Annotated in this window: 18 protein-coding genes; 8 read left to right on the forward strand and 10 right to left on the reverse strand. The window is 49.5% G+C overall.

What is annotated here, in order from left to right:
- The first annotated feature begins 13 nt into the window (after positions 1-13).
- Positions 14-1771 (forward strand): B12-binding domain-containing radical SAM protein, encoded by a 1758-nt coding sequence (locus MKY41_RS08135; protein ID WP_340744555.1) that lies wholly within the window; start codon positions 14-16, stop codon positions 1769-1771.
- Positions 1772-1873: 102 nt separating this feature from the next.
- Here MKY41_RS08135 and MKY41_RS08140 read toward each other — a convergent pair whose 3' ends face one another.
- The 7 genes from MKY41_RS08140 to MKY41_RS08170 form a co-directional block, all read right to left on the reverse strand.
- Positions 1874-3223: a TrkH family potassium uptake protein gene (locus MKY41_RS08140; RefSeq protein WP_340744556.1), complete on the reverse strand. Its 1350-nt coding sequence runs from the start codon at positions 3221-3223 to the stop codon at positions 1874-1876.
- 261 nt (positions 3224-3484) lie between these two features.
- Positions 3485-4240: a TerC family protein gene (locus MKY41_RS08145; RefSeq protein WP_340744557.1), complete on the reverse strand. Its 756-nt coding sequence runs from the start codon at positions 4238-4240 to the stop codon at positions 3485-3487.
- 237 nt (positions 4241-4477) lie between these two features.
- The gene (locus tag MKY41_RS08150; protein ID WP_340744558.1) at positions 4478-5566 is read right to left on the reverse strand and encodes an SDR family oxidoreductase; all 1089 of its coding nucleotides are present in this window, start codon (positions 5564-5566) and stop codon (positions 4478-4480) included.
- A 430-nt stretch (positions 5567-5996) separates the two neighbouring features.
- Complete coding sequence (locus tag MKY41_RS08155; RefSeq protein WP_340744559.1) at positions 5997-9083, reverse strand: efflux RND transporter permease subunit; 3087 nt, start codon at positions 9081-9083, stop codon at positions 5997-5999.
- 299 nt (positions 9084-9382) lie between these two features.
- Positions 9383-10957, reverse strand: coding sequence for a peptide chain release factor 3 (locus MKY41_RS08160; protein WP_340744560.1), 1575 nt, complete (start codon positions 10955-10957; stop codon positions 9383-9385).
- 996 nt (positions 10958-11953) lie between these two features.
- On the reverse strand, positions 11954-13438 hold the full coding sequence (locus MKY41_RS08165; RefSeq protein ID WP_340744561.1) for a UDP-N-acetylmuramoyl-L-alanyl-D-glutamate--2,6-diaminopimelate ligase: 1485 nt from the start codon (positions 13436-13438) through the stop codon (positions 11954-11956).
- A gap of 173 nt (positions 13439-13611) precedes the next feature.
- Complete coding sequence (locus MKY41_RS08170; protein ID WP_340744562.1) at positions 13612-15000, reverse strand: aldehyde dehydrogenase; 1389 nt, start codon at positions 14998-15000, stop codon at positions 13612-13614.
- A 325-nt stretch (positions 15001-15325) separates the two neighbouring features.
- Between MKY41_RS08170 and MKY41_RS08175 the strand changes: the two genes are divergently transcribed.
- From MKY41_RS08175 to MKY41_RS08205, 7 genes are all read left to right on the forward strand, one after another.
- Positions 15326-15469 carry a hypothetical protein gene (locus tag MKY41_RS08175; protein WP_173426004.1) on the forward strand — a complete coding sequence of 48 codons (144 nt, stop codon included), beginning with the start codon at positions 15326-15328 and terminating at the stop codon, positions 15467-15469.
- Between the two features lie 183 nt (positions 15470-15652).
- The gene (locus MKY41_RS08180; protein WP_340744563.1) at positions 15653-17251 is read left to right on the forward strand and encodes a catalase; all 1599 of its coding nucleotides are present in this window, start codon (positions 15653-15655) and stop codon (positions 17249-17251) included.
- 204 nt (positions 17252-17455) lie between these two features.
- On the forward strand, positions 17456-18928 hold the full coding sequence (locus MKY41_RS08185; RefSeq protein WP_340744564.1) for an MDR family MFS transporter: 1473 nt from the start codon (positions 17456-17458) through the stop codon (positions 18926-18928).
- Between the two features lie 52 nt (positions 18929-18980).
- On the forward strand, positions 18981-20009 hold the full coding sequence (locus MKY41_RS08190) for an ABC transporter permease (protein WP_340744565.1): 1029 nt from the start codon (positions 18981-18983) through the stop codon (positions 20007-20009).
- Complete coding sequence (locus MKY41_RS08195; protein ID WP_340744566.1) at positions 20006-20869, forward strand: ABC transporter permease; 864 nt, start codon at positions 20006-20008, stop codon at positions 20867-20869. Before MKY41_RS08190 ends, MKY41_RS08195 begins: the two co-directional genes overlap by 4 nt.
- Entirely contained in the window at positions 20829-22412 is a 1584-nt protein-coding gene (nikE, locus tag MKY41_RS08200) for an ABC transporter ATP-binding protein (protein WP_340744567.1), read from the forward strand. The genes MKY41_RS08195 and nikE overlap by 41 nt, the downstream gene beginning before the upstream one ends.
- Positions 22409-23986, forward strand: a complete 1578-nt coding sequence (locus tag MKY41_RS08205) for an ABC transporter substrate-binding protein (RefSeq protein ID WP_340744568.1) — start codon at positions 22409-22411, stop codon at positions 23984-23986. The genes nikE and MKY41_RS08205 overlap by 4 nt, the downstream gene beginning before the upstream one ends.
- Before the next feature lie 63 nt (positions 23987-24049).
- Here MKY41_RS08205 and MKY41_RS08210 read toward each other — a convergent pair whose 3' ends face one another.
- The 3 genes from MKY41_RS08210 to ureG all read right to left on the reverse strand — a co-directional run bounded on the left by MKY41_RS08210 (position 24050) and on the right by ureG (position 26268).
- Entirely contained in the window at positions 24050-24544 is a 495-nt protein-coding gene (locus tag MKY41_RS08210) for a hypothetical protein (RefSeq protein ID WP_340744569.1), read from the reverse strand.
- Positions 24545-24824: 280 nt separating this feature from the next.
- The gene (locus tag MKY41_RS08215) at positions 24825-25655 is read right to left on the reverse strand and encodes an urease accessory protein UreD (RefSeq protein ID WP_340744570.1); all 831 of its coding nucleotides are present in this window, start codon (positions 25653-25655) and stop codon (positions 24825-24827) included.
- Between the two features lies 1 nt (position 25656).
- On the reverse strand, positions 25657-26268 hold the full coding sequence (ureG, locus tag MKY41_RS08220) for an urease accessory protein UreG (RefSeq protein ID WP_340744571.1): 612 nt from the start codon (positions 26266-26268) through the stop codon (positions 25657-25659).
- Positions 26269-26294 lie beyond the last annotated feature (26 nt).

Below are 26294 nucleotides of genomic sequence, written 5' to 3' on the forward strand. Positions count from 1 at the left end.
AAAGGAGTTAAAAATGAATATTGTTTTAACCACATTAAACGCTAAATATATCCACACGAACTTGGCCATCCGCTATTTAAAATCCTATGCTGCGCCTGAATTCGATCCAATTCTCACCGAATACACCATCAAAGATCCAGCGATGAGCATCGTGTCCGATTTATATCAGAAACAACCGGATGTTGTCGGCTTCAGTTTATATATATGGAATATTGAAGAGTCCATCCGTGTCATGCAGTTGCTGAAAACAGTGAAACCTGACGTTCTTATCGTCGCGGGTGGGCCCGAGGTGACCTATGATTATGATTACTGGCTCGAACGCGTCCCTGAAATTGATGCTATCGCAATCGGGGAGGGCGAGCGGACATTTAAACAACTGTTGGAAGCTTATGCAGAAAATCGCGACTTCTCCACCGTCCAAGGGTTGGCTTATCGGGATGGAGGGCAGTTAAAGTTCACGGCTCCCGGACCGAAGCTCGATTTGCGAGAGCTGCCTTCCCCATTCCGATTCAAGGAAGACGTCCCGGATCTATCCAAAAGGGTCACTTACATCGAAACGAGCCGGGGTTGTCCTTTCTCCTGCCAATTCTGCCTATCCTCGATTGAAGTCGGTGTGCGCTATTTCAATCGGGAAGCCATTAAGGATGATATCCGATATTTGATGGCGAATGGTGCAAAAACGATTAAATTTGTCGATCGGACTTTCAATATTAGCAGAAGCTATGCGATGGAAATGTTCCAATTTTTGATTGATGAGCATCTGCCGGGAACGGTCTTTCAATTCGAAATCACAGGTGACATCATGCGTCCTGAGGTGATTGATTTTCTGAATGACAATGCGCCAGCCGGGTTATTCCGGTTTGAAATCGGCGTCCAGTCGACAAATGATTTGACGAACGAACTCGTCAAACGCCGTCAAAACTTCGAAAAGCTATCCCGGACCGTGACGATGGTGAAGCGGGGCGGGAAGATCGACCAGCATCTGGACTTAATCGCCGGGCTTCCGGAAGAGGATTATGACTCATTCAGACAAACGTTCAATGATGTCTTCGCCATGCGCCCCGAAGAACTGCAACTCGGCTTCTTAAAGCTATTGCGAGGGACGGGCCTACGGATTCAAGCGGAACAATATGGATATAAATACGTAGACGCGGCCCCGTATGAAATCGTTTCAAATAATGTACTGTCGTTTGATGATATTTTACGCATCAAACATACGGAAGATGTCCTGGAGAAATATTGGAATGATAACCGGACGCCAAGGACGATCGAATACTTGGTCACCTCGGTTTTTGCAACACCTTTCGATTTCTTCCAAGAATTCGGCACCTATTGGGAAAACCGCGGCTGGTCCCGGATCGGCCATCAGCTCGCGGACCTTTTCACCCGGCTCGATGAATTTCTGGAGAATGAAACAGAAGCCGACATGGACATTGTACGCAGCCTGATGAAACTCGATTACTTGGCACATCATACATTCCAACCGCGTAAAATCTGGTGGCAAAACGAGATGCAGGCGGAAGAGTTGGCACGGATCGAATCTGACATTCTGGGGAATAAAACCCCATTGGACATCGAGAAGCTTCCTATCAAACTCCATGAACGGAACATCCGCAAATCGACGTTCATCACACCGATTTATGTGAATCCGGCAGGAACGGAAACTGGCCAAGTCGAAAAGCAGGAAGGCTATCTCGTCACGTTATTCATACACGGCGAAGCTCCGGAATTCTTTTATCTTCATTCGACAGAAGAACGGGTAGTGAACTGAACCCAGTTTTATTTTATACCAGGTGACCAAACAATTTTGGGCGCAATTAATTTGGAAAAGGAAAAGCTGTCCCTTTGTATAGTGGGGACAGCTTTTGTTGATTCATCCGATAATCACACGCTCTTTCGGGTAATGATAATGAATTGTTTTCGTTTTCCCACCCAGTGTGTAGAGGAAGGAGATCAGCCCAACCCTTCCAATGAACATGAGGATCATGATGATCACTTTGCCGATCGGTGAGAGATCGGATGTGATGCCGAGTGACATGCCGCATGTTCCGAATGCAGAGGTGATTTCGAATAGCAATGTCACTGCAGGAATGCCCGGTTCCGTGATTAAAAGGATCAGGAGGGCAGCCATCACCATAGCACCCGCAAGAAGGATGACGGCATAGGAACGGAACACATCGATCAGCTTGATCTGCCTATGGAATATATTGATCACTTGATTACCCCGCGCAAAATTGATGATGAACAACAATGCGATGGCGAAGGTCGTCGTCCGGATTCCCCCGCCTACCGAACTTGGTGACGCCCCGATGAACATCAAGGAACTGATGAAGATATCGGTCGCTTCGCTGAACTGCGTGATGTCATAGGTCGTCAATCCGGCGGACCGGGACGAGACCGAATGGAATAACGAAGCGAATACTTTTTCATGCCAAGCCATCCCCTTAAAGGAGTGAACCGATTCCAAAAGGAAAATCATGAGTGCCCCGAAGACTAAAAGGATTCCGAACGTCGTTGTCGTGATTTTCGTAAAAAGGGAAAATCGGAAATTCGGAACCTTGTTTGAAAAATAACTTTTCACTTCAATGAGTACAGGAAATCCGATTGCTCCGAGGATGATCAGCACCATGATCACCGTCTGGATGAAATAATCATTGAAATACGGCAAAAGCGAAGCGTCGGTAATATCGAATCCCGCGTTGGTCGTTGCCGAAACGGCCAGGAACATGCCATGTAGCAACGCATCACTGAACGTTTCGAAGAACGGTCGGATGTAAATCGTCAACAGCAGCCCACCGATCATCTCGACCAAAAAGATGATCTTCACAATTTCACGAATCAGATGGACGACACCCGCCAAGCTGTACTGGTTATGGTCAACCATGATCAATTGCCGTTCGCGCAAACCAATCCTTTTTTTGACAAGCAGCCAGAAGAATGTACCGATCGACATGATGCCAATACCGCCAAGTTGCAGTACAAGCATCAGCATGCATAGGCCGAATACGGAATACGTGCCAGCTATGCTGATTGGCGTCAACCCAGTCACACTGACCGCACTGACCGCCGTAAAGAGGCTATCGAGAAAACTTACTTCCACGCCAGGAAGGTATACCCCCGGCAAATTCAATAAGAGGTACGAAAAGGCAATCGCTAGGAAGTAATAGAATACGATGATTTGAGCAGGGGTGAATCTTCTAAGATTTTCCCGTGAAAACTTCATGAATCTCCATCCCTTTCGATCAATTAAGCCATGGCATAATTGCGTCCGGATTTTTTCGAGCAAGTTCGAAAAAATCCGTGACATCCGCCAAGGCGTTCTCTGTATTCAGTCGGCGATTGGACACTCGCTGAATGTAGATAACACAGTTTCCGTCTCCCCATTTTAGTGAATAAACCGGAAAAAGAAAAGAATTCTTCCGCTTTTTTTATTTTCACATAAAAAACCGGCTACACCGAGAGCGATGTAACCGGCTGAAAACCATTATGCCTGTTTGCGATGTTTCCGGACACCGACCAAATAACCATTCAACGCGATACCCGCCAAGACGATCCAGAATGTCGTTTTCCATAGAGTGGAGTGCGGAAAATCAGGATCGATGATGCCTAAGCCCGGATGTGCGAGCGTAAGGACAGCCAATTTCACACCAACCCATCCGACGATCAGGAATGCGGCTGTTTCCAATGCTGGGTATTTATCCAATATGACGATAAATTGACGTGCTGCGAACCGGATAAGCACTAAACCAACAATTCCACCGATCAACATGACGATGAACTGACCGCCGTTGATGCCCCCGATATGGAAATCCCCGAGTTCAGGCAAGGTCACAGCAAGTGCTACCGCCGCGAGCATGGAATCGAGGGCGAACGCAATATCCGCCAACTCCACTTTCAAAACGGTCATCCAAAAACCGGATTGACGACGCGGTTCTTTCGTATGATCCTCGGAATCCCCTTTTCGCTGATCTATAATATTCTTAATGGAAATGAACAGAAGATAGGCGGCGCCTAGCGCTTGGATTTGCCAAATATTCACCAAGAATGTAATCATGAACAACGCCGCAAACCGGAACACAAACGCGCCGAGCAATCCGTAAAACAAAGCTTTCTTTTGCTGAGGCCGCGGTAAATGTTTCACCATGACCGCCATCACAACTGCATTGTCTGCTGCCAACAACCCTTCTAGGGCGATAAGTACGAGCAATACCCACGCGTACTCGAGTAAAATCGCTTCCACATTGATTCCTCCAATTTTTCACATATTAAAAAGACCCCCACCTAATAATAGGCAAAGGTCTCGCTAAGTCGGAATATATCAATATCCAGCTATCATAACCGATGGCGTACGCCATGTATTGACGACTATGAAATAGGTTTCCCTATAGCTACTCCCCTTTGACATGTTGTCAAAGTTATTAAGTTGTCGGGTACTTTTGCTTTATTATACCACGCTAGCCGGAAAAGTAAACGTAGATTATCCTATTTTCACATGGAGATCCTGGTTATGTTTATGTTCATTATAGAAGCTGACCATTGCGGGAATTGATTGGATGAAATCAGCGCACCGGATGCCGCTCCCTTCCAGCAGCCGATCGGCAATACTCGTGTCGAAAGTGGCATTCCACGTTAAATAATCCAACGTCTGCGCTTCGACACCGAGCTTCCGTTGAAGACGTACGGAAGATAGGCCTTTTTCGGCGAGCTGCCGTGGAAACCTGCCCCTGGGACGTTTCCCCGTCAATTCGATCACCATCGCCCGATACACCTCTTCGATCGGATGAGGGGACGGGTCGGTCAGATGGACTGTCGTGCCAGCCGCATCCCCGAGGCTGGACAGGTAGATGGATGCATCGATAATATAATCGATTGGCACGACATTGATCCGCGCCTCCGTCCTTCCGACATACGGGATGACCGGCAACCACCGCAGCCGATCGATTAAATTCATGAAAAAATAAGGACCGTCGAATTTGATCGTCTCCCCGGTCTGGGAATGGCCGCGGACAATGCCCGGCCGAATGATTGTGACGGGGACCGATGGCTTCAAAGACTCCACTAGAACTTCCGCTTCAAACTTCGATTCTTCGTAATGATTTTTGAAGGCCGTGGGTCGGATCAGTTCCGTTTCCAATAATAGGCCTTCCCGTTTTCCCGCTACATAAGCTGTACTGAAATATAAATAACGGATAATGGACGGATGGCCGGCCACGAAACGATTCACTTGCCTTGTCCCTTCCACATTAACACGCCAGGCGCTTTCCGCATCCACAGCCAAATCATAAATGGCCGCCAAATGCCAGACGACAAGTGGTAGATCCCGAAGGCTGCCAAGTGCGGACGAATCCAGCCCCAAATCGGTCTGTGTGATATCCCCAGCGAACAAGTCAAATGGGATTTCAACCTCCAACTCTTCCATAATGGCATCAATCTGCTCCTCTGCCCGTCCAATCTGCTCCGGTTGGACAATCGCATAAATCCTATCGACGTCCCGTTGGCGAATCAACCCCTTGATCAACTGCGTTGCAATGAAACCGGGAAACCCCGTAAACAAATGAGTCCGCATGCCACCGCCCCTTTTCCCAGAGTATAACATTTCACTTGTATAGACAGAAGATTATTCAATTAGCCTAGCATTTAGGCTTTATTATATGTAGGACAAGCGGGTTTCATGAAAAAGGGAAAACGGCCGCATCAATTCACCGAGAATGATCTTCATTAAAAACAGGCGTGGAAACTTTCGCTTTTCCACGCCTGTTAATAGCTATTGTTCAGTTGCATCGGGTTGTGCTATGTTCTGATATGCCTTGAGAAGGTCTTGACCATCGCCTCACTGTTCTTGCAAAACCTCGTGACACTACCGCCCGACTTCACGACGTTTCCATCGAACCTCGAAACGCCCACGTCCTACCTCACAACATTCCCTTCAAACCTCGAAACGCCCACTCCACACCTCACAACATTCCAACATAACCTCAAAACACCCACATCCTACCTCACAACGTTTCCCTTTCCACCTCAACCGACTGAACCCGTCTACGCGTTTGTTTATCAAACAAACTGTAGATGATCGGCACGATATACAAGGTCAGGAAGGTGGAGCTGACGAGTCCTCCGATGACGGCAATCCCCATCGGTTGGTTCATCTCCGTCCCCTCTCCGAGACCGAGTGCAAGCGGCAACAGGCCAAGAATGGTCGTCAACGCCGTCATCAAAATCGGGCGGACCCGGTCTCGGACGGAGGCGATGATGGCATCGAACGAACTGAGCCCCGCTTCTTTCCGTTGATTGATGTAATCGACGAGCACGATTCCATTGTTCACGACAATTCCAACGAGGACAAGAATCCCAATGATCGCCGTGACACTGATCGGTGTACTAGTCGCGAACAGGCCAAAAGATACGCCGATGATCATAAGCGGAACCGAGAACATGATGACGAACGGGTATTTGAATGATTCAAACTGGGCCGCCATGACGATATAGACCAGAACGACCGCAAGGACAATTGCCAACAACATGTCATCGATCGCACTTTCAAACAGTTCCCGATCCCCGCCGAACGTCATGTCGATTTCATCCGGCAAATCCAGTGCATCGACCTTTTCCTGCACTTGTTTGGTCATTCCGCCGAGCGTCTGGGACGATTCATATTTTACATTGAACGTCACCGAATGGGCTTGGTCCACCCGCCGGATCGCTACGGGACCTTCATCGACTCTGACTTTAGCAACATCATCCAAGGCAATGAATGTGCCGGCTGGCGTCCGAAGCTTAAGATCTTTCAACTTCTCGATGCTATTGCGAAAACTCTCTTCATAGAGCACGTTCACGGAATGGACCGCCTCATGCTTTCCAATGACTTGCGTCGCGAATGCCCCACGTGTCACATGATTGACCGTCTGCGCAATCTGATAAGGCGTCAATCCGTTTTCAGCGGCCTTCCTCCGGTTCACCTCAATCCGGATCTCTTCCATCGTATCTTGCAAGTCATTTGACACTTCCAGAACGCCATCCATCGACGCCAATTCAGCATGTAATTGTTGGACAGCCTCGTCCAACCGTTCCTCATGAGTATCACTTAATGAGAAAGTCAGAGTATTCGGCGTGGAGCCGGATGCCGTCTGCAGATTAAAACTGACTTCTGCCTCGTCTCCGATTTTTTCCAAAACATTCGGTTGTACGGCATCGACAAACTCAAAGACGGAACGCTCCCGGTCATCCAATGGGACGAGCTTTACGTATAGCTCGGCTACATTCGATTCCGAGCTGCCTTGCGCCAGATTCTGCTGGGTCCCACCGACCAAGCTGACGTACACTTCCACGTCATCCTGCTGTTTCAATTCAGTCTCGATTTGTTCCACAAGATCATTCGTTGCGGAAATCGACGCCCCATTCGGCAATTTTACCGAGATGCTGACGAACCCTTCATCCGTTGGTGGAAGAAATTCGGTTCCCACCCTCGTCAAACCGAAAGCACCCGCCGCGAGGAGCACCGTCGTGGCAATCAACATAAGTGCCCGGTTCTTCAAAGCCCATTTGACCGATCGCTCGAAGTTGTTCAGCGATTTCGAACGGCGGCGGCGGGCTTCTATATTCTTTTTCGGCTTCTTCAGCATGCGGCTGGCCATCATCGGGACAACAGTCAGTGCCACAACAAGGGAGGCGAACAGACTAAACGAGATGGTCAAAGCAAATTCGGTAAAAATCTGACCAATCAGGCCGCTGATGAAAATAACCGGTACGAACACGGCGAGGGTCGTCAAGGTGGAAGCTGTGATGGCACCACCAATTTCCTTGGTCCCTTCCCGTGCCGCCTGTTTTGGCCCTTTCCCCATCGCTAAATGCCTTTCGATATTTTCAATTACGACAATCGCATTGTCGACGAGCATTCCGATTCCGAGCGCGAGCGCCCCCAACGTCATGATGTTCAAGGAAAAGTCCGCAAAAAACATCAAAACGAAGGTGACGATCACCGAATACGGGATGGCAATGCCGATGATAATCGGGCTCTTAATGCCCCGCAGGAAGAAAAACAGAACAAGCATGGCAAAAAGGCCGCCGAGCAGCAACGATTGTCCAATATTCCCAATGGCCAATTTAACGTAATCCCCTTGGTCGAATAAAATATCCGCTTCGATATCTTTGTATTCATCCGAACCAAGAAGATGATCCAACTCCTGTTTAAACGCCGTGGATACATCCGCCGTATTCGTCCCCGACTCCTGCAACACGGACATCAGCACAGCCGGGTCTTCATTGGCCCGCGTTTCCGTTGTCGATCGCGCCTCGACCAACGCCACGTCAGATGCGACATCTCTCACGGTGATCGACTCACCGGTCAATGGATTCATGCCGACTGCGACATTCCGGATATCGGTGATCGATGTCAACGCGCTGATGATCCGAGTCGTCAATTGCTGGCCTTCCGACGTTTCAATCGGCTCGCCCGGCATCGATACATGGTTAGCTTGAATCGCTTGCACAATATCCGATTGGACCAATCCATTGGCCTCCAGTTTTTCGGGATTCAGGATAATTTGAACTTCCTCGACGAGCGCTCCGGATACGGTAACGCTGGCGACTCCTTCCGTCCGACGCAACTCGGTCTCGAGCTGCTCAGCCAGCTTGCGGATATCGGCCTCATCGCTCGTCGCCCTCAAGGAAAGCTGAATGACCGGGAACTGCGCCGGGTCGAACTTCATGAAGCGCGGTTTCTGGGAACCTTCCGGAACCGGTACTTGATCGATCCGCTGCATGACATCCATTTGGACATCATCAATAGCTGTAGACCAATCAAACATCAGCAAGATGAAATTGGCGCCTTCTTGGGACGACGACTGCATCGTCTTCAAGCCGGGCGTCGTCGACAAACTCGTCTCCAACGGCTTGGTCAGCTTTTCATTCACCTCAATCGGTGAAGCCCCTGGATAACTTGTCACCACAACCGCAATCGGCGGATTCAAATCAGGGATCAACGTCACGGGAATACGAAAAAAAGATACGGCTCCGAGTATGATTACGAGAAACATAGTCACCATCGTAAATATCGGCCGTTTAATTGAAAAATCACTGATTTTCATCTATCCACTACCCTCTCATCGAAAAAACGTTATCTTCATCATATGCAATGTACAACCCGACTTCAATTCGGAACTTCCCATTACGAGGAATTGGGTGATTTGACATATTCGGGGAGCGGTAAGATGGATGGCGGTTTCGAGGCACGATAATATGTATTGAAGTCCCCTGATATGTTTCAAGGTTCATCAATAACGCGAGGTAGTCGAGACCTAACGTTTAACATTCGGCTAAAAACGTTATGAAGCTCAGTCAAAATAAAAACCTGACAAGAAAGTCTCCTCTCTCATCAGGCATTTCATTACAACAAACTATATAACCGAATATCCGGGTATTTGTCATGGAACCAGCGCATTGCGAAGTCATTTTCGAAGAGGAACACCAGATTATCGTAACGGTCTTTTACAAGCATTGCCCGTTGGCCCGTCATCGACTCTTTGACATCCCCTTCATTTTCAATCCAGCGGGCCACTTTTGAACCGACATGCTCCATCCGGACTTCCACGTTGTACTCGTTTTTCATCCGATGCTCGAACACTTCGAATTGCAGCTGACCGACAGCTCCGAGTAAGACTTCCTCGGTATGGAGTGTACGATAATATTGAATGGCCCCTTCTTGCACAAGCTGCAAAATCCCTTTATGGAAATGCTTCGATTTCATAACGTTTTTCGCCGTCACTCGAACGAACAATTCAGGGGTGAATTGCGGCAGCGCATCGAATTGGAAAGAGGACTTCCCGCCGATCACCGTGTCGCCGATCTGGTAATTCCCCGTGTCATGCAGTCCGATAATATCGCCCGCGACCGCTTCGTTGACCGTTTCCCGGTCATCCGCTAGAAACTGCGTTGTCTGCGTCAACTTGAACGTCTTCGAAATCCGAGGGACGGTCACGGTCATTCCACGCTCGAATGCCCCCGACACAATACGCACGAACGCAATCCGGTCCCGGTGTGCTGGGTTCATATTCGCCTGGATTTTGAAAATGAAACCGGAAAACTCATCCGAATATGGATCGACTTCCTGTTCTTCTTTCGTCTGACGCGGCTGTGGCGATGGAGCAAACTGGAGGAACGTTTCCAAAAAGGTCTGAACCCCGAAATTCGTCAATGCACTGCCGAAAAAGACTGGCGTCAATTCACCTTTCGCCACCCGTTCCTCATCGAATTGATTTCCCGCTTCATTCAATAGAAGGACATCTTCCAAAGCTTGTTGATAGTAGGAAGTTTCTTTCATTGAATGTGGTTCCGCCAACTCACCTTCTTCAGTTAAAGCAAGGTAACGTTGATCGCCATCGATTCGCGCCTGCTCGATCCGATTATTGAACCGGTCGTAGATGCCGAGGAATTCCTTCCCCATCCCGATCGGCCAATTCATCGCATACGATTCGATGCCGAGCACTTCTTCGAGCTCTTCCATCAAATCGAGCGGCTCTTTCCCCTGGCGGTCCATTTTATTCATAAATGTGAAAATCGGGATGCCCCGCATACGACAGACTTTGAACAATTTGATCGTCTGCGGCTCGATCCCTTTCCCCGAATCGACCATCATGACAGCTGCATCGACCGCCATCAACGTACGGTACGTATCCTCACTGAAATCTTCGTGGCCCGGGGTGTCCAAGATATTTACCCGTTTCCCGTCATAATCGAACTGCATGACCGAGGACGTCACCGAAATTCCCCGCTGTTTCTCAATTTCCATCCAGTCCGATGTCGCATACTTTCCGGTCTTCTTCCCTTTGACGGTCCCGGCATCCCGGATGGCGCCGCCGAAAAAGAGCAACTTCTCCGTCATCGTCGTTTTCCCTGCATCCGGGTGAGAGATGATCGCAAAAGTCCGGCGGGACGCAATTTCTTCTTGTATCGGTTTATCCATAAATGTAATCTCCTTCTGTTCTGCTTTTCTTAGCATAGACAGATTGAAAGCCAATTTCAACATTTTTTTACCTTAGGAATGAAAGGCACAGGGTCGGTTGAAGGTTAGGGCTTCGGGGAATTGTCAGGGCAATTCACAGAAATATAAGGGCCCCGATTGATACTGTGAGGGGCCGGGCGAACTTTCATGGCTTTTCCCCGAACCATCATGGCAATTCACAGAACTATAAGGGCCCCGATCGAAACTGTAAGGGCCCGGGCGAATTTTCATGGCTTTTCCTCGAACTGTCAGGACAATTCATGGAACTGTAAGAGCTCCGATCGAAACTGTGAGGGGCCGGGCGAACTTTCATGGCTTTTTCCCGAACTATCATGGCAATTCACAGAACTGTAAGGGCTCCGATCGAAACCGTAAGGGCCCGGGTGAACTTTCATGGCTTTTCCCCGAACTGTCATGGCAATTCACAGAACTATAAGGGCCCCGATCGAAACTGTAAGGGCCCGGGTGAACTTTCATGGCTTTTCCCCGAACTGTCAGGACAATTCACGGAACTGTAAGGGCCCCGATCGAAACTGTAAGGGCCCAAGTGAACTCTCATGGCTTTTCCCCGAACTGTCAGGACAATTCACGGAACTGTAAGGGCTCCGATCGAAACCGTAAGGGCCCGGGTGAACTTTCATGGACTGCAAGGGCCGTGTAAAACAACAGCACGAAGGATCTATAACCTTTCCCCGACCCTTGAAACACTTCCCTCAAAGTTCACGACATTTCTTTCATGCCTCGAAATGTTTCTATCCGAGACCACAACATTTCCCACAAACCTCGAAACGATTCCCTCCAAGTCCTCAACAATTTCTCCAAACCTCGAAACGCCCTGCCCCAAGTTCACAACACTCCCCCCAAACCTCGAAACGCCCTGCCCCGCCCCCGAAACACCACTACCCACCCCAACCACCCCAACCCCAAAAGGCCGCCCCGACAAGGACAGCCCTTCAGTCATTTCTTCATTTGCCCCGCTCCGAATTTCTGCTCGGCGGCTTCCAGTGCTATCGATGCGTCAGAATGCGGGTGCTTCACGTTGCCAATGATTTGGAAATCTTCATGGCCTTTGCCGGCGAAGATGATAATGTCGTCTTCTTCTGCGACAGATACCGCATGGCGGACGGCTTCTGCCCGGTCGCCGATGCAGGCGTATCGGTCGTGGGTCATGCCCGCTTCCAATTCAGAAAGAATCGATTCGTACGGCTCGTCCCGCGGGTCGTCGGTCGTCAGGATGACATAGTCGGCGACGGATGCCTTTTCAGCCATGACAGGCCGCTTTTTCCGATCGCGGTTTCCGCCCGTGCCGATGACGAATATCAATTTATTCTTCTTATACGGCAGCACGGCATGGATCGCCTTTTCGATTGCATCGGGTGAATGGGCATAGTCGATATAGATCGTCAACGGAAGAGAGGTCTCCACTTTCTCCATCCGGCCTTTGACGGAAGAGATCTTTTCCAAATGCCCGATAATTTCCTCCGTCCCCATCCCTTTTGCGAATAAAGCGGCGATCGCTGCCAACGCATTGTAGACACTGAACTCACCAATCAATTTCATATCAACTTCGAATTCGCCTTCAGGGGATGCTAGCCGGAACGTCGTGCGGTCCGCAGCCAACACAATGCCCGAAGCGCGGAACATCGCGTCATTCCGGATTCCATAGGTCAAGGCTGGAAACGGCGTCATCTGGCCCATCCGCTCACTCCACTCATCATCCGCGTTCAGGATCGCAAATTTGCGTTTTTCCAAGTCCTGTCCAAGCTGGGCGAATAAAAGACCTTTTGCATACCCGTAATCTTCCATCGTGCCATGGAAATCGAGATGATCATGCGTCAAATTCGTGAAAACGGCAATGTCGAACTCCGCACCAGCCAAACGACCTTCCACGAGACCATGCGACGACACTTCCATCGCCATCGTCGAACAACCTTCCTGCACCGCGCGGGCAATCATCCCTTGCGTCGTCAGGACATCATTCGTCGTGTTCTCGGTTTCATATAAAATGCCATCCAAATTAAACCCGATTGTCCCAGAAACAGCCGAACGCTCCCCGCTCTCCTGTAAAATGGCGTGAATGATATTGCTGACGCTTGTCTTTCCGTTCGTCCCTGTGACGCCAATCATCGTCATTTTCCGCGAAGGATAACTATAGAAACGGGATGCCAGCAAACCGACTGCCCGCGACGTATCGTCCACGAGCACGACTGCCACTTTATCCGGATCCACGTCGACCGGTTTCGAAGCGACGATGACGCGAGCCCCATTGTCCACAGCCTTCCCAACAAAATCATGGCCATCCACCGTGAAGCCTTCGATGCAGACAAATACGCCCCCTGCGTTGACCGCGCGCGAATCTACGGCCATATCGGTCACGGTCGCCGGCAGCTCCCCGATAATTTCCTTGTTCGGCAAAATAGCAAATAATTTTTCGGTATCCATACTTTTCTTCCTTTCATTCTCTTCCATCCGTTCATTATACTTTTTTTCCGCCCCGATTACACTTGAGACACCAATAGCGGATCTGCCTAATTAAAGCACCATCAGGACGCAGTGTGTCTAAATTCCCTATTCAGCTGGGGTTTCCCCTACTGAAATAAGTGAAAAACCGCCTCTCATCGAAGAAGCGGTTTGATCCATTTCAATTTATCTTTATACGGCGGGAAGGCGATGCGCATTGGGATGGCGGTGCTTCGTTTCAGCAATGATTTCGCATGGGTGAACGTCTCGAAGCTTGTTTTGCCATGATACGCATTCATGCCGGACGGACCGACTCCGCCAAATGGCAGATGGATATTGCCGACGTGTGAAATTGTATCGTTGATGCACCCACCGCCAAATGGGACGTTTTCGATAAAGTACTCCGCCGCCTGTTTGTTTTCCGTAAACATATAAGCCGCAAGTGGTTTCGGCAAGAGGCGGATATGATGAATGGCTTCAGCCAAATTATCATATAGTAGGATTGGAAGGATTGGACCGAAAATCTCTTCTTCCATCGCTGGACCGTCCCATACGACATTACAAAGCAGCGTCGGTTCCATATACAGGTCATCCCTGCGACTGCTTCCACCATAAAAAAGATGCTCCCGTTCCCTTTGGATGATCCTCGCCAACCGGTCAAACTGCTTTTGATTGACAATCCGGCCATAATCCGGGCTTACAGACGCATCCTTTCCATAGAATCGGTGCAATACTTGGACCATCTCCGAAACAAACTGCTCATGGACGGAATGATGTATGAGAACATAGTCCGGCGCGATGCAAGTTTGCCCGTTATTGATGAATTTCCCCCAAATAATCCGTTCAGCCGCTTTTGCCAAATCGGCCGTCTGATCCACAAGTGCCGGGCTTTTACCACCGAGTTCCAGAGTGATCGGTGTCAATCGCTCAGCCGCAGCCTTCATGACAATTTTCCCGACCTCCGCACTGCCTGTGAAGAATATATAATCGAACGACGCATGAATAAGCGTCGCTGTCTCTTCCCGTTCTCCTTCGATGACGCAAATGTATTCGGTTGGGAATGTCTCTGAGATGATTTTTTTCACAATGGCCGCTGTGTGGACCGCTGTTTCCGATGGTTTGACCACCGCACAATTCCCACCTGCTATCGCGCCGATCAATGGTTCCATAACGAGCTGGAATGGATAATTAAAAGGTCCAATGATCAAAACCGATCCATACGGTTCTCGGATGATGCGGCTGGACGCCGGCTGCAGATGGATCGGGGTCTTCACGGCTTCGGGCTGTAACCACTCGTCCAAATGATCCAGCATATACGAAATGCTGGAGAGGACGAACCCAATTTCCGTGACGTACGCTTCAAAATCACTTTTTCCAAGATCATGATGAAGAGCTTCATAAATGGCTTGTTCATTCGACTCGATCGCTTGTTTCAATTGTCGCAACATCTTTTTACGGAAAGCGGCATTTCGCGTTCCGCCCGTAAAATAATAAGCCCGCTGATGAGCGATCAGACTTTCCGCCTGTTCCGCTGTGAAATTCATGGAATCCCCTCCGTTCCTTGGTATTTCCATTGTATGTCTCTTTTTATTTTTCTGCAAAATCAGGAGTTCATTCTGCACAGAATCGTAAGCGCTTACAGCTCGTCACCGAAAGTCAATCTTTCCAAAGAACTGTCTTTTTCGACAAATTTTCCGACCAAGTACGCAGTTTTGGAACTACGTCAACTCCATATACTATGATTGACAACCGACTCCCATTACCGTTTTACATAATTAGGCCTTCCGATTCTATTTCAATGATTGACGTTTTGCTTTTCCGAAGTCAGGGGTAAATATAGGACAACACCAATCAGAGGAGGAAATGGTTATGACTACAACAGAAACTTGGTGGGAAACAATTTTTGAGGGAAACCTTGCGTTAGGAATCAATAAAGAGCGACTTGCTGAACTCGACGAAGAAACTTTCCTCTATTTCGATGATGAACACCAAGCGCTAGAACAGACTCAGTAATTATACTTTACTCACAACGAAAACAATCATACGAAGTAAAAAAACGGCTTTTCCAATCCCTTCATTGGAAAAGCCGTTTTTCAGACATACTTCCATTACTTGTCATGGTTTAATCAATCTACAATCGTGAAAGGCTTACCATATCCCCAGCATAGGAAATTCACATTTTAGGAGGATGCGACAATGAATCAAGATCAAAACAAAAATCAAACAACAAACGAGGAAAACGAGATGACGTTGACCAATCGGCAAGGACATCCGATCACGAACAATCAAAACTTGCGGACTGTCGGCAACCGAGGGCCTGCTACATTGGAGAACTACGATTTCATCGAAAAACTAAGTCATTTTGACAGAGAGCGGATTCCCGAACGCGTCGTGCACGGCAGAGGTGCAGGAGCCCACGGTTATTTTGAAGCATATGGATCAGTCGGCGATGAACCAGTTTCGAAATATACACGAGCTTCATTGTTTCAAGAAAAAGGGAAACAGACTCCCGTATTTGTTCGCTTTTCAACCGTGATTCACGGTGGGCATTCTCCCGAAACCCTTCGAGATCCCCGCGGGTTTGCGGTAAAATTTTATACGGAGGACGGAAACTGGGATTTGGTCGGCAACAATTTAAAGATTTTTTTCATCCGCGATGCAATCAAATTCCCTGATATGATCCATGCTTTCAAGCCCGACCCGATTACGAATATCCAAGACAGTGAACGCTTTTTCGATTTCTGCGCCAGTTCACCTGAATCCTTCCATATGGTAACGTTCATCTACTCACCTTGGGGAATTCCAGCCAACTATCGACAAATGCAAGGATCCGGCGTCAATACGTATAAATGGATTAACAGTGAAGGCGAAGCGGTTCTCATTAAATACCATTGGGAGCCGAAGCAAGGGATTAAAAACTTGACGCAAAAACAGGCGGAGGAAATCCAAGCGAAAAACTTCAATCACGCCACGCAGGATCTATACGATGCGATTGAGCGCGGAGATTACCCAGAATGGGAACTTTTCGTTCAAATCATGAGTGATGACGAGCATCCGGAACTGGATTTCGATCCGCTCGATGATACGAAACTTTGGCCGAATGACCAATTTCCATGGCTGCCTGTCGGAAAGCTCGTATTAAACAGAAATCCCGAAGACTATTTCAGCGAAGTCGAACAATCCGCATTTGGGACAGGTGTTCTGATCGATGGTCTCGATTTCTCGGATGATAAAATGTTGCAAGGACGAACCTTTTCCTATTCTGATACACAACGCCATCGGATTGGTGCCAATTATCTTCAGCTGCCGATCAATGCCCCGAAAAAGAGAGTAGCGACCAATCAGAGCGGCGGGCAAATGCAGTATAAAGTGGATCGGGCACCTGGACAAAATCCACATATCAATTATGAACCGTCCATTCTCGGAGGACTGCAAGAAGCGAAACAAGACGGAAAAGAACACACTCCTCGCATAGAAGGAAACCTCGTCCGAGAATCCATCGACCGCAACGACAACACAAAGCAGGCCGGCGAAACGTACCGTGCTTTTGAGGATTGGGAAAAAGATGAATTGATAAACAATCTAGTAAATGACCTGTCTACATGCGATCCGCGCATCCAAAAGAAAATGATCGCACTTGCAGAGGAAGCAGACGAAGAATATGGCCGACGTCTTCAGGAAGGACTGCAAAAAGCAGATGCCGACGGATCCAGTCAACATCCACTTGGAAATAAAGACGGCGAAAAAGCACCGAAGCAAGCAGAAGACATCAGCCGCGAGACAGATTCTTATTAAGTGCCAGAAAAACAGGTGAGGAAAAGTTCTTTTCTTCGCCTGTTTTTGCGTTTCTCCGTTATTCTCAACTTTTTTTAAATGACATCTTCTTCCGGGTGCAATAGTATCGTATAATGGCTGTTGGAGTGCCTTTTTCGTTCCTCACGAAACGCAAAAGGCCCTTCTTTTTTGGACCGACATTACATTTTCGGAAAGGGTTTTCTTATGAAAGAAGCTACACAACCAACGAAATACGAATACTTGGCCGACGATCCGAATGTCAAAGTCATACCGATCATGTTGTCCTTGATCATCGGCGCTTTTTTTGCAATATTGAACGAAACCTTGCTGAATATCGCACTCACGACACTCATGCATGAATTTGATATCACGTTGCCCACTGTTCAATGGATGGCGACAGGATTCATGTTAGTGATGGGAATTGTAATCCCGGTTTCCGCCCTGTTATTGCAATGGTTCACGACACGTCAATTGTTCTTGGGAACGATGATCGTATTTACTATCGGAACAACAATCAGTGCCATGGCCCCCACTTTTGCCATTCTATTAGTCGGACGTCTCATCCAAGCGGTCGGGACTGGTCTCCTGATGCCAATCATCTTTAATGTGTTCCTGTTGATCTATCCACCGCACCGACGCGGGAAAGTTATGGGGCTTATCGGATTGGTCATCATGTTCGCCCCGGCGATCGGGCCCACCTTATCCGGAGTCATTGTCGAATATCTCGGTTGGCGTTTTTTATTCATCACCGTGATTCCATTCGCTTTATTCTCCATTGTGTTCGCATCCAAATATTTGATCAACGTATCGGAAGTAACCCGACCGAAGATCGACGTTCTATCTATCGTATTTTCCACGATTGGATTCGGGGGAACCATCTACGGTTTCAGTGCTGTCGGCGAAAGTGAAGCCGGTTTCTTCAGCCCGACTGTTATCGTCTCTATTCTAGCGGGATTGACGGGGATTGTTTTATTCGCCATCCGGCAACTTAAGTTGCAAGAGCCGGTCATGGATTTACGAGTGTTCAAATATCCCATGTACACCCATTCGGTCATCATGTTTTTAATCATCATCATGGCAATGTTCGCATCCGAAATCATTTTGCCGATCTATATGCAAGGTCCCTTGGCATTGTCGGCGGCGACGGCGGGATTGGTCTTATTGCCGGGCAGCCTGTTGAACGGTGTGATGTCGCCGTTCATGGGTGCTCTATTCGATAAATTCGGACCAAGATTGCTGATGATCCCCGCGACCTTCGTACTGAGTGGGACGATGTTTATGATGAGCCGATTGGATCTCGATACTCCGCTTTGGGTCGTAGTTGTCGGATATATCCTGCTGATGCTTTCCATCTCAGCGATTATGATGCCGGCCGAAACGAACGGATTGAACCAGCTGCCAAAGCAGCTCTATCCGCACGGCACCGCAGTGATGACCACCTTACAGCCCGTTGCTGGGGCCATTGGGGTGTCTGTCTTTATCGGCATCATGAATGCCCGGCAGCTCCATTTCCTGAAAGATGTAACAAACCCGCTGGACCCTGCCGCAATCCAGCAGGCGATGGTGGCGGGCGTGGAACTTGTCTACTTCATCGCCTTCGCCATGTCCCTCGTGGCCATTCTATTGGCATTCACCGTGTATCGGGCAGTGCCGGAAGAGGCCCCAAAAGACGTATGATCAATAGCAGTCCGAAATGGACAATGCTTTCCGGTGCCTGGGGCGCATTCGAATGCCACGAGCACCGGAATATGATAAAATAGGAGCGGAAACTGTTGTAGAAAGAAGGTCGGAAATGGGTCTTTTTTTATTGAAACGATCCGCGGAAGCCGGCATCGTTCTGCTTCTTGGAAGCTTGCTATGCTTTGCATTCATTCGCATTCTGCCAGGAGACCCCGCAGCGGCAATGTATGGTGAGCAGCTGCAGAAACTGTCCGATGCGGAGCGGGAGCGGATTGCAGTGAACCTTGGCTTGGATGAACAGCTTCCCGTCCAGTATTTTAAATGGGCTGGACAGGCTCTTCAGGGGAACTGGGGAGCCTCCTATCTTTCCGGGGAACCCGCGGACGCCGTCGTCATGCGAACTTTTTATCCAACGGCAGTACTGCTGATTGCATCGCAATTACTTCTTATCGGCTTGGCCCTCCTGTTTGGGATAACATCAGCCATCCGGCGAAACACATTCTACGACCGCACTGTCCTCTTGTTCAGCGTGATCCTCATGGCGGTCCCCTCCTTCTGGCTTGCACTAATGATGATGCTATTATTCACAATCCAGATGGGTGTCCTGCCTTCTTCCGGTATGGGTGACGGAACCTTCTCCCTCAAACATCTCATCATGCCAGCGCTTGTCCTCGCGCTGTCTCATGCCGGTTTTTATATCCGACTATTTCGGAACCACCTCACCTTATCTGCAGAACAAGATCATATATTTGCGCTTCGGGCGCGCGGCATTTCGAAACACCGCATTTGGGTTAGCCATATCTTTCCCAACGCCGCCGTTCCGCTTATTACTTACACCGGTACTTCGCTCGCCATTTCGTTGGCGGGCTCCATTGTGGTAGAAACGATTTTCTCGTGGCCCGGTATGGGGCGTCTTGCCCTGAAATCGGCGCTCGCCCACGATTATCCCGTCCTGCTGGCGATCATTTTGCTCAGCATGGGATTTGTCATTATCGTCAATTTACTGTCCGACCTTGCCACAGCCTGGATTGATCCGCGGCTTCGGCAGAAAGTGGCAGGCAAGGAGGAGAGACTATGAGAAGAGTCCTGACATCGCCGGTCCTAGCGGCGATCCTCCTTCTTTCGATTATCGTTGTATCTGCACCTTTGCTCACTGCACATGACCCGCTTGAAATCCGGATGGACCAAGTGTTACAGCCTCCAAGCGGCGACCATCCGATCGGTACCGACGAACTTGGTAGAGATGTCTGGGCGCGGCTGCTATATGGGGGCAGAATCTCGCTGGCGGTCGGCTTCCTATCCATGATTCTTACTGTATTTTGGGGTGTCCTTCTAGGGACCATCAGCGGCCTCGCCGGAGGGATAACCGACCGGGTGATTATGCGCTTGGCCGATTTACTGCTCAGCATCCCGTCTCTACTATTGATGATTGGTTTTCTGGCCATCATGCCGCAAAGCCTTCTGTCCGTTATCCTCGTCATCAGCGTTACCGGATGGATGATGGTGGCCCGGATTGTTCGCACCGACATTATGGCTACCAAACAAAAGACGTATGTACTTGCGGCTATGAAATTGGGTGCGGGACCTGCCCGCAGTTTCATGCATCACCTATTGCCGCAGTGTATACCATCTATTATCGTCTTAGCAGTAAGCAGTGCGAGCCACGCCATATTGGCTGAGGCGACGCTCAGTTTCCTTGGACTCGGCATTCCACAGACCATTCCATCTTGGGGCAATATGCTGACAGGTGCACAGTTCCATCTTCTGTCGGGCGCCTGGTGGCTGGCCGTGTTCCCTGGGCTTTGCATTGCGCTCACAATTTTCCTGATTCATGCACTGGGAGACCGGCTGCAGGCGAGTCCTCGTCCCATCTCCGTCAGAAAGGAGGGAACAGTCCATGAATCTACTGGAACTCGACAACCTGACAGTGGCCAATGAACAATCAACAATACTGTCTGAACTCTCTTTTTCTCTAAAAAAGGGTGAGACTACAGTCTTGATCGGAGATAGCGGTTCAGGAAAGAGCATGACGGCGCGGGCCATCCTTGGCCTGCTGCCCGAAGGATTTCGTTCAGTAGGATCGGTCCGATTTCGCGGGGATGACGTCATGCGCATACAGACGCAAAAACGGAAGCAGTTTCTAGGCCGCGGGGTCGGCATCATCTTTCAGGATTCTTGGAATTCCTACGATCCGATCCGGACAATCGGCCATCAATTCAGGGAACTATATGCGGTACATGAAGGATTGAAAAAAAAAGAAGCAGAGCAAAAAGCACTCCGCTGGCTTGAGCGAGTGGGCTTGCCTGATCCTGAACGGGTAGTTGCCACTTATCCCCATGAGCTATCCGGAGGAATGCGTCAAAGGATTCAGCTTGCTTTGACGGCTTCTTTGGAACCAGCGCTGCTTATTGCCGACGAGCCGACGACCGCACTGGACCTTCATATCCAGGCGACTGTGCTCCGCTTGCTTAAAGAATGGCAATTAGAGACAGGCGGAACGCTGTTGATGATCACGCATGACCTTGGCGTCGCGGCGGATATCGGGAACCGCATCCTTGTTATGAGCAACGGACGACTGGTCGAAGATGCTCCGGTCCGCCGGCTGTTCAGCAATCCTGAGTCGGAGACGGCCCGCCGGTTGCTGAACGATTACCGAACACTTGCAGGAATTCCTGAAATTAAAGCGAATACCCCGTCCAAGGAGCTTCCCCTTATCGAGGCGCATGATGTATCCAAAGTCTATGTATCTGGGGGATTGCTGAACAAAAGGCGTATTCAAGCGGTCGACGGAGCTTCCCTTTCAGTCGGCATCGGGGAAATCGTCGGTCTGATTGGAGAAAGCGGTGGAGGTAAAAGCACCCTTTCCCGGCTCCTTCTCGGACTGGAACCTTGCTCAGAAGGCCATATCCACTGGCAAGGAACAAATAAATGGCCAGATGGAGTGCAATGGGTACATCAAGATCCCGCCGCTTCATTCAACCCCGGCTGGACAGCGGGTCGACTTGTCGGAGAAGGGCTGGAATATAGGAGAGTCGATGTGCGGACGCGGCAGCAAGCGATCGAAGCGCTCCTTGAAAAAGTAGGTCTTCCTCCAGAGACGGCACAGAAGTATCCACATGAACTGTCGGGTGGCATGCGTCAGCGGATTGCATTAGCGAGGGCGCTCGCTGTCCAGCCGGAGCTCCTCGTCCTTGACGAACCGTTTGCCAGCTTGGATATGAGTACGCAGGCCAAGATGATAAACCTTGTTCGATCGCTCTGTGAGCAGGATGCCCTGTCCGTCCTGTTCATCACACATGATATTCGGGTGGCCCTGGCCCTGTGCAGCAGGATATACGTCATCCAGAATGGCCGAATCGTGGATGAACAACCGGCCGCGGAACTGAGTTTGTCCAGACAGCCTTTCACCCAAAGTCTACTAGCGCATATACCAGGCGGAAAAGTAACGAATGATATTACTATACAGGAGGAATACAGTTGAAGAGATTTTTGTTGAAATCGACAGTCGGCATCCTAACCCTGCTACTCTTCGCCTTAATCAGCGGATGCAGCGGAAAAACAGCCGATCAGGGGGAAACTGTGAAAAAACAGCTTGTCTACGGTATGGAATCCGAAATCGATAAAGTAAACCCAATTCTTGATGAAAGCCAGGAGATCGACACGCTGCTGTACAGAGGGTTGACCAGGCCGAATGAACAAAATGAAGTGACTCCGGACCTGGCTGAAAATTGGTCCGTCAGCGAAGATCAACTGACGTATACATTTCAATTGAGGAAAGACGCTGTCTGGCAGGACGGAGAACCAGTAACGGCGGAAGACGTGATATTCACATTGGAAAAAATACTTGACCCTTCGACAAACACTCCGATCGCGGGTGAATTCGGCGAAATCGCCAAGGTGGAGGCAGCAGGCGATCATGAAGTGCAGATCACCCTCCATAGGCCGTATCCACCGCTTCTTGACAAGTTGAAGGTCGGCATCGTGCCGAAGCATGTACTTGATGGTGAAAACTTGAATGAAACGGAGTTCAACCGCAACCCAATCGGAAACGGTCCATTCAAGCTGAAAGAATGGAAAAGCGATGGCACTATTATTCTCGAGCGGAATAATCAGTATTACGGACCGACTCCGAAGCTGGATGAAGTTGTCTTTAAAGCCATTCCCGATGCCAATACACGTCTCGTGCAGCTGAAAGCGGGAGAAATCGACCTGGCTCACCTATCCCCTGCCCAGCTGAAAGCGGTAATGGAATCGGATCCATTCGCAATCCATGAACTAGAGACTGCCGATTATCGGGCGATCCTGTTCAATTTGGACTTGGAGATTTTCCGGGATCCAAAAGTGCGGCAGGCCATCAGTCTTGCCGTCGATAGGGATGCGCTCGTGGAAGGCGTCCTTTTGGAGAAAGGAGAAGCAGCATACGGCCCACTCCAGAAATCATGGGTGGCAAATCCCCAGGTGGAATTGACTGGACCGGATTACAACCAGGCGCAAGAACTGCTGGAAAAAGCGGGATGGAAGAAAAATGAAGATGGCATTCTGGAGAAAGACGGGAAGCGCTTCGAATTCGAACTCGTCGCCCCCGCACAGGATCCGGTACGCGTCGCACTGGTCAATGTCGTCTCCCAGCAGCTCAAGCAGATTGGTATCCTTGCCGAACCGAAGCCGATGGATCAAAATGCGGTCCGGTACGACGGCGAGGAAGCATTACTCATTGGTTGGGGGAGTGAATATGATCCCGATGACCACACCTACCGACTGTTCCATAGCAGCGAGATTGGCGACGGACGGTACAATTTCGGTAAATACCGGAACCCTGAAGTGGACCGGTTACTCACAGCGGCCCGGACCGCTACGGACCCTGAGGAACGTAAAGAGCTCTATGTGCGTTTCCAAGAGGAATTGGCACAAGACCCGCCGTATACATTCCTCGTTTATTTAAAGGCGCTATACGGATTGAATAACCAAGTGACCGGCATCAGCACGCGTACACTCGGCCATCACGGTTTCGGCGTTCTCTGGAACATCGAGGAGTGGGATAAACAAGAGAACTGAATCGCAGTACAAAAAAGCCCGGGGATTGATCCGTATCACGGTCCCCCCGGGCTTTTATCATATTTATTTTTCTAAATCGATGCGCATCGTATCTTCCAGCTCTGAAGAAGTGCTGATCTCATCGTGGATTTGAGATTCGAGTGCCTGGACCTGTTCCTCTTCCATCTTTTGATGAGGCTGTGGATGAAACCATTGGATATCCCCCTGATGGACCAATCCCTTAAATTCTTCTCCTTGAACATGTAGAGTGAATTGCCGACGCTCATACAGCCGATCTTCGAATGCAGGCTTTACTTCGAGGTGCTTCACTTCCATAAGGATGCCTGATTCCTCCATTAGCTTATAAATGGCGGTTTCGATCGCTTCGGCAGCATCTTCCCCAATCAGTTGCTTGGGATGGGGATGCAGCCACTGGATTTCGCCGTCATGAAAATGGCCCTTGTATTCATCGCCTTCGATACTGAAGGTGAAGGCATGACGTGCATGCGGCCGGTCCTCGAAGACCCGTTCCACCTCAAAATTGTCAAGTACCGGTTCGGGCATATTGTTTTCATGCATCGCATGTTCCCTCCTTCTCTTATTTATGTTTCCCCTCACCTTAAAGCAATCATACTTATTTTTCAAATGAAAAGCAGAACGTCTACTCCGAAATTTACTGGCCAACTAAGAACACCACACCTCGAAAAACAAAACCATTTTCCCGATCAATTCCGGGATATTCTCAGCTGGACAGGAAGCTAAAATGGAAAAACTTCTATACAAAATGCTTCGTCTTTATGTCAATAATTTTAATTACACAATAAAAAAATCCGGGGCCATTTCGGCTTCCGGATTCATTTCAATATTTCCTTAAAGAGGCGGGGGTAAGACCGAGCCATTCTTCGCTGATCTTCCGATGGCAAGCAGCCAGCATCTTTTCGATCTGCCCGGTCTTGCTGGCGAGGATCCGGATGCTGAAGCCTGGAACCGCAAGGCGCGAAATCCCAAATTTCACTTCCTTTTCCCCACGGGTGCTTTCTAGCAGATCATGTAGCGCATCGATCAGCTCGTCCGTCGTCTGTTCCCCGACAGCGATCATCGAACCGAGATGCGTATACCCTTCCATGAAACCAAGACCGCTAACAGTCTGGGCGGAGGGAACGAGTTTGATATGATCGAAGATCGCCGGCTCTCCGTCCAGGTAGATCTCATTTATGAGCTGGACGGTATTATACGTGAATTTGCCTCCGTCGGGGGACCAGCCCGGGGTTAAAATATCGGTATAGAGGAAAGTGGCCCCCTTCTCCATATGAACGATGTTCTTCTGGCGGTAGTGCGCGTCTCGGTAAGCGATGAGCGGATCGGGCAGGAATTCCAGATAGCTGCCCGCCCGCAGCGTGATCGTTGTCTCCTGTTGCGCATGATCGGTCGGGGTCTTATATACTTTGGTGGCAGACTGGGTCGTCAGCGTTACACGAGCACCGCTGTCCACCGTGATGTCCATCCGATAGCGGTCTCCATCGAGATAGCCGCCTCCGGGGTTCAAAAGATAATAGCAGACCATGCCCGAATCATCGTGATAAATGGGGCGCATCACTTTGAACGCGCCTTGAAAATAGACATTCCGGGCGACTGTCCTGCCGCCCCGGTCTTCGAGGGAAAGAGAAAGCTCCCCTGTCCATTTCGTCATATCACGACAGCCCTTTAAGCAGGGCATGCCGATTGATCCAATCGATCACTTCATCAAGGCCTTCTTCTGTTTTCAAATTCGTGAAGACGAATGGCTTGTCCCCTCGGAATTTTTTCGTGTCTTCTGCCATAACCTCCAGCCGAGCGCCGACGAATGGAGCTAGATCGGTCTTGTTAATGATGAACAAATCGGATTTGATCATCCCCTGCCCGCCTTTGCGTGGAATTTTCTCCCCTTGCGCAACGTCGATGATGTAAATCGAAAAATCGACTAGTTCCGGACTGAATGTAGCGGCCAGATTGTCTCCGCCGCTTTCAACGAAAATCAGTTCAACGTCTGGATGGCGGCTGACAAGCTCATCAATTGCCGCAAAGTTCATGGAGGCATCTTCCCGGATAGCGGTATGCGGACATCCGCCGGTCTCAACGCCGATGATACGGTCTTCCCCGAGTACGCCGTGGGCAACTAGGAATTTTGCGTCCTCTTTTGTATAAATATCGTTTGTCACGACCGCCATATTGATGTCATCCTGCAGGCGGCGCGTCAGCTTCTCGACGAGCATCGTCTTGCCTGCACCGACTGGACCGCCGACTCCAATTTTAATAGGTTCCATACGAACACACTTCCTTTTCTATAAAA

This window comes from Sporosarcina sp. FSL W7-1349 (assembly GCF_038003045.1).
Taxonomy (GTDB): domain Bacteria; phylum Bacillota; class Bacilli; order Bacillales_A; family Planococcaceae; genus Sporosarcina.

What these genes read in the sequence shown, in the direction of transcription:
- MKY41_RS08135 (WP_340744555.1), top strand. Translation starts at nt 14, where the DNA reads ATGAATATTGTTTTAACCACATTAAACGCTAAATATATCCACACGAAC.
- MKY41_RS08140 (WP_340744556.1), bottom strand. Translation starts at nt 3,223, where the DNA reads ATGAAGTTTTCACGGGAAAATCTTAGAAGATTCACCCCTGCTCAAATC.
- MKY41_RS08150 (WP_340744558.1), bottom strand. Translation starts at nt 5,566, where the DNA reads ATGCGGACTCATTTGTTTACGGGGTTTCCCGGTTTCATTGCAACGCAG.
- MKY41_RS08155 (WP_340744559.1), bottom strand. Translation starts at nt 9,083, where the DNA reads ATGAAAATCAGTGATTTTTCAATTAAACGGCCGATATTTACGATGGTG.
- MKY41_RS08160 (WP_340744560.1), bottom strand. Translation starts at nt 10,957, where the DNA reads ATGGATAAACCGATACAAGAAGAAATTGCGTCCCGCCGGACTTTTGCG.
- MKY41_RS08165 (WP_340744561.1), bottom strand. Translation starts at nt 13,438, where the DNA reads ATGGATACCGAAAAATTATTTGCTATTTTGCCGAACAAGGAAATTATC.
- MKY41_RS08170 (WP_340744562.1), bottom strand. Translation starts at nt 15,000, where the DNA reads ATGAATTTCACAGCGGAACAGGCGGAAAGTCTGATCGCTCATCAGCGG.
- MKY41_RS08175 (WP_173426004.1), top strand. Translation starts at nt 15,326, where the DNA reads ATGACTACAACAGAAACTTGGTGGGAAACAATTTTTGAGGGAAACCTT.
- MKY41_RS08180 (WP_340744563.1), top strand. Translation starts at nt 15,653, where the DNA reads ATGAATCAAGATCAAAACAAAAATCAAACAACAAACGAGGAAAACGAG.
- MKY41_RS08185 (WP_340744564.1), top strand. Translation starts at nt 17,456, where the DNA reads ATGAAAGAAGCTACACAACCAACGAAATACGAATACTTGGCCGACGAT.
- MKY41_RS08190 (WP_340744565.1), top strand. Translation starts at nt 18,981, where the DNA reads ATGCCACGAGCACCGGAATATGATAAAATAGGAGCGGAAACTGTTGTA.
- MKY41_RS08195 (WP_340744566.1), top strand. Translation starts at nt 20,006, where the DNA reads ATGAGAAGAGTCCTGACATCGCCGGTCCTAGCGGCGATCCTCCTTCTT.
- nikE (WP_340744567.1), top strand. Translation starts at nt 20,829, where the DNA reads ATGAATCTACTGGAACTCGACAACCTGACAGTGGCCAATGAACAATCA.
- MKY41_RS08210 (WP_340744569.1), bottom strand. Translation starts at nt 24,544, where the DNA reads ATGCATGAAAACAATATGCCCGAACCGGTACTTGACAATTTTGAGGTG.
- MKY41_RS08215 (WP_340744570.1), bottom strand. Translation starts at nt 25,655, where the DNA reads ATGACGAAATGGACAGGGGAGCTTTCTCTTTCCCTCGAAGACCGGGGC.
- ureG (WP_340744571.1), bottom strand. Translation starts at nt 26,268, where the DNA reads ATGGAACCTATTAAAATTGGAGTCGGCGGTCCAGTCGGTGCAGGCAAG.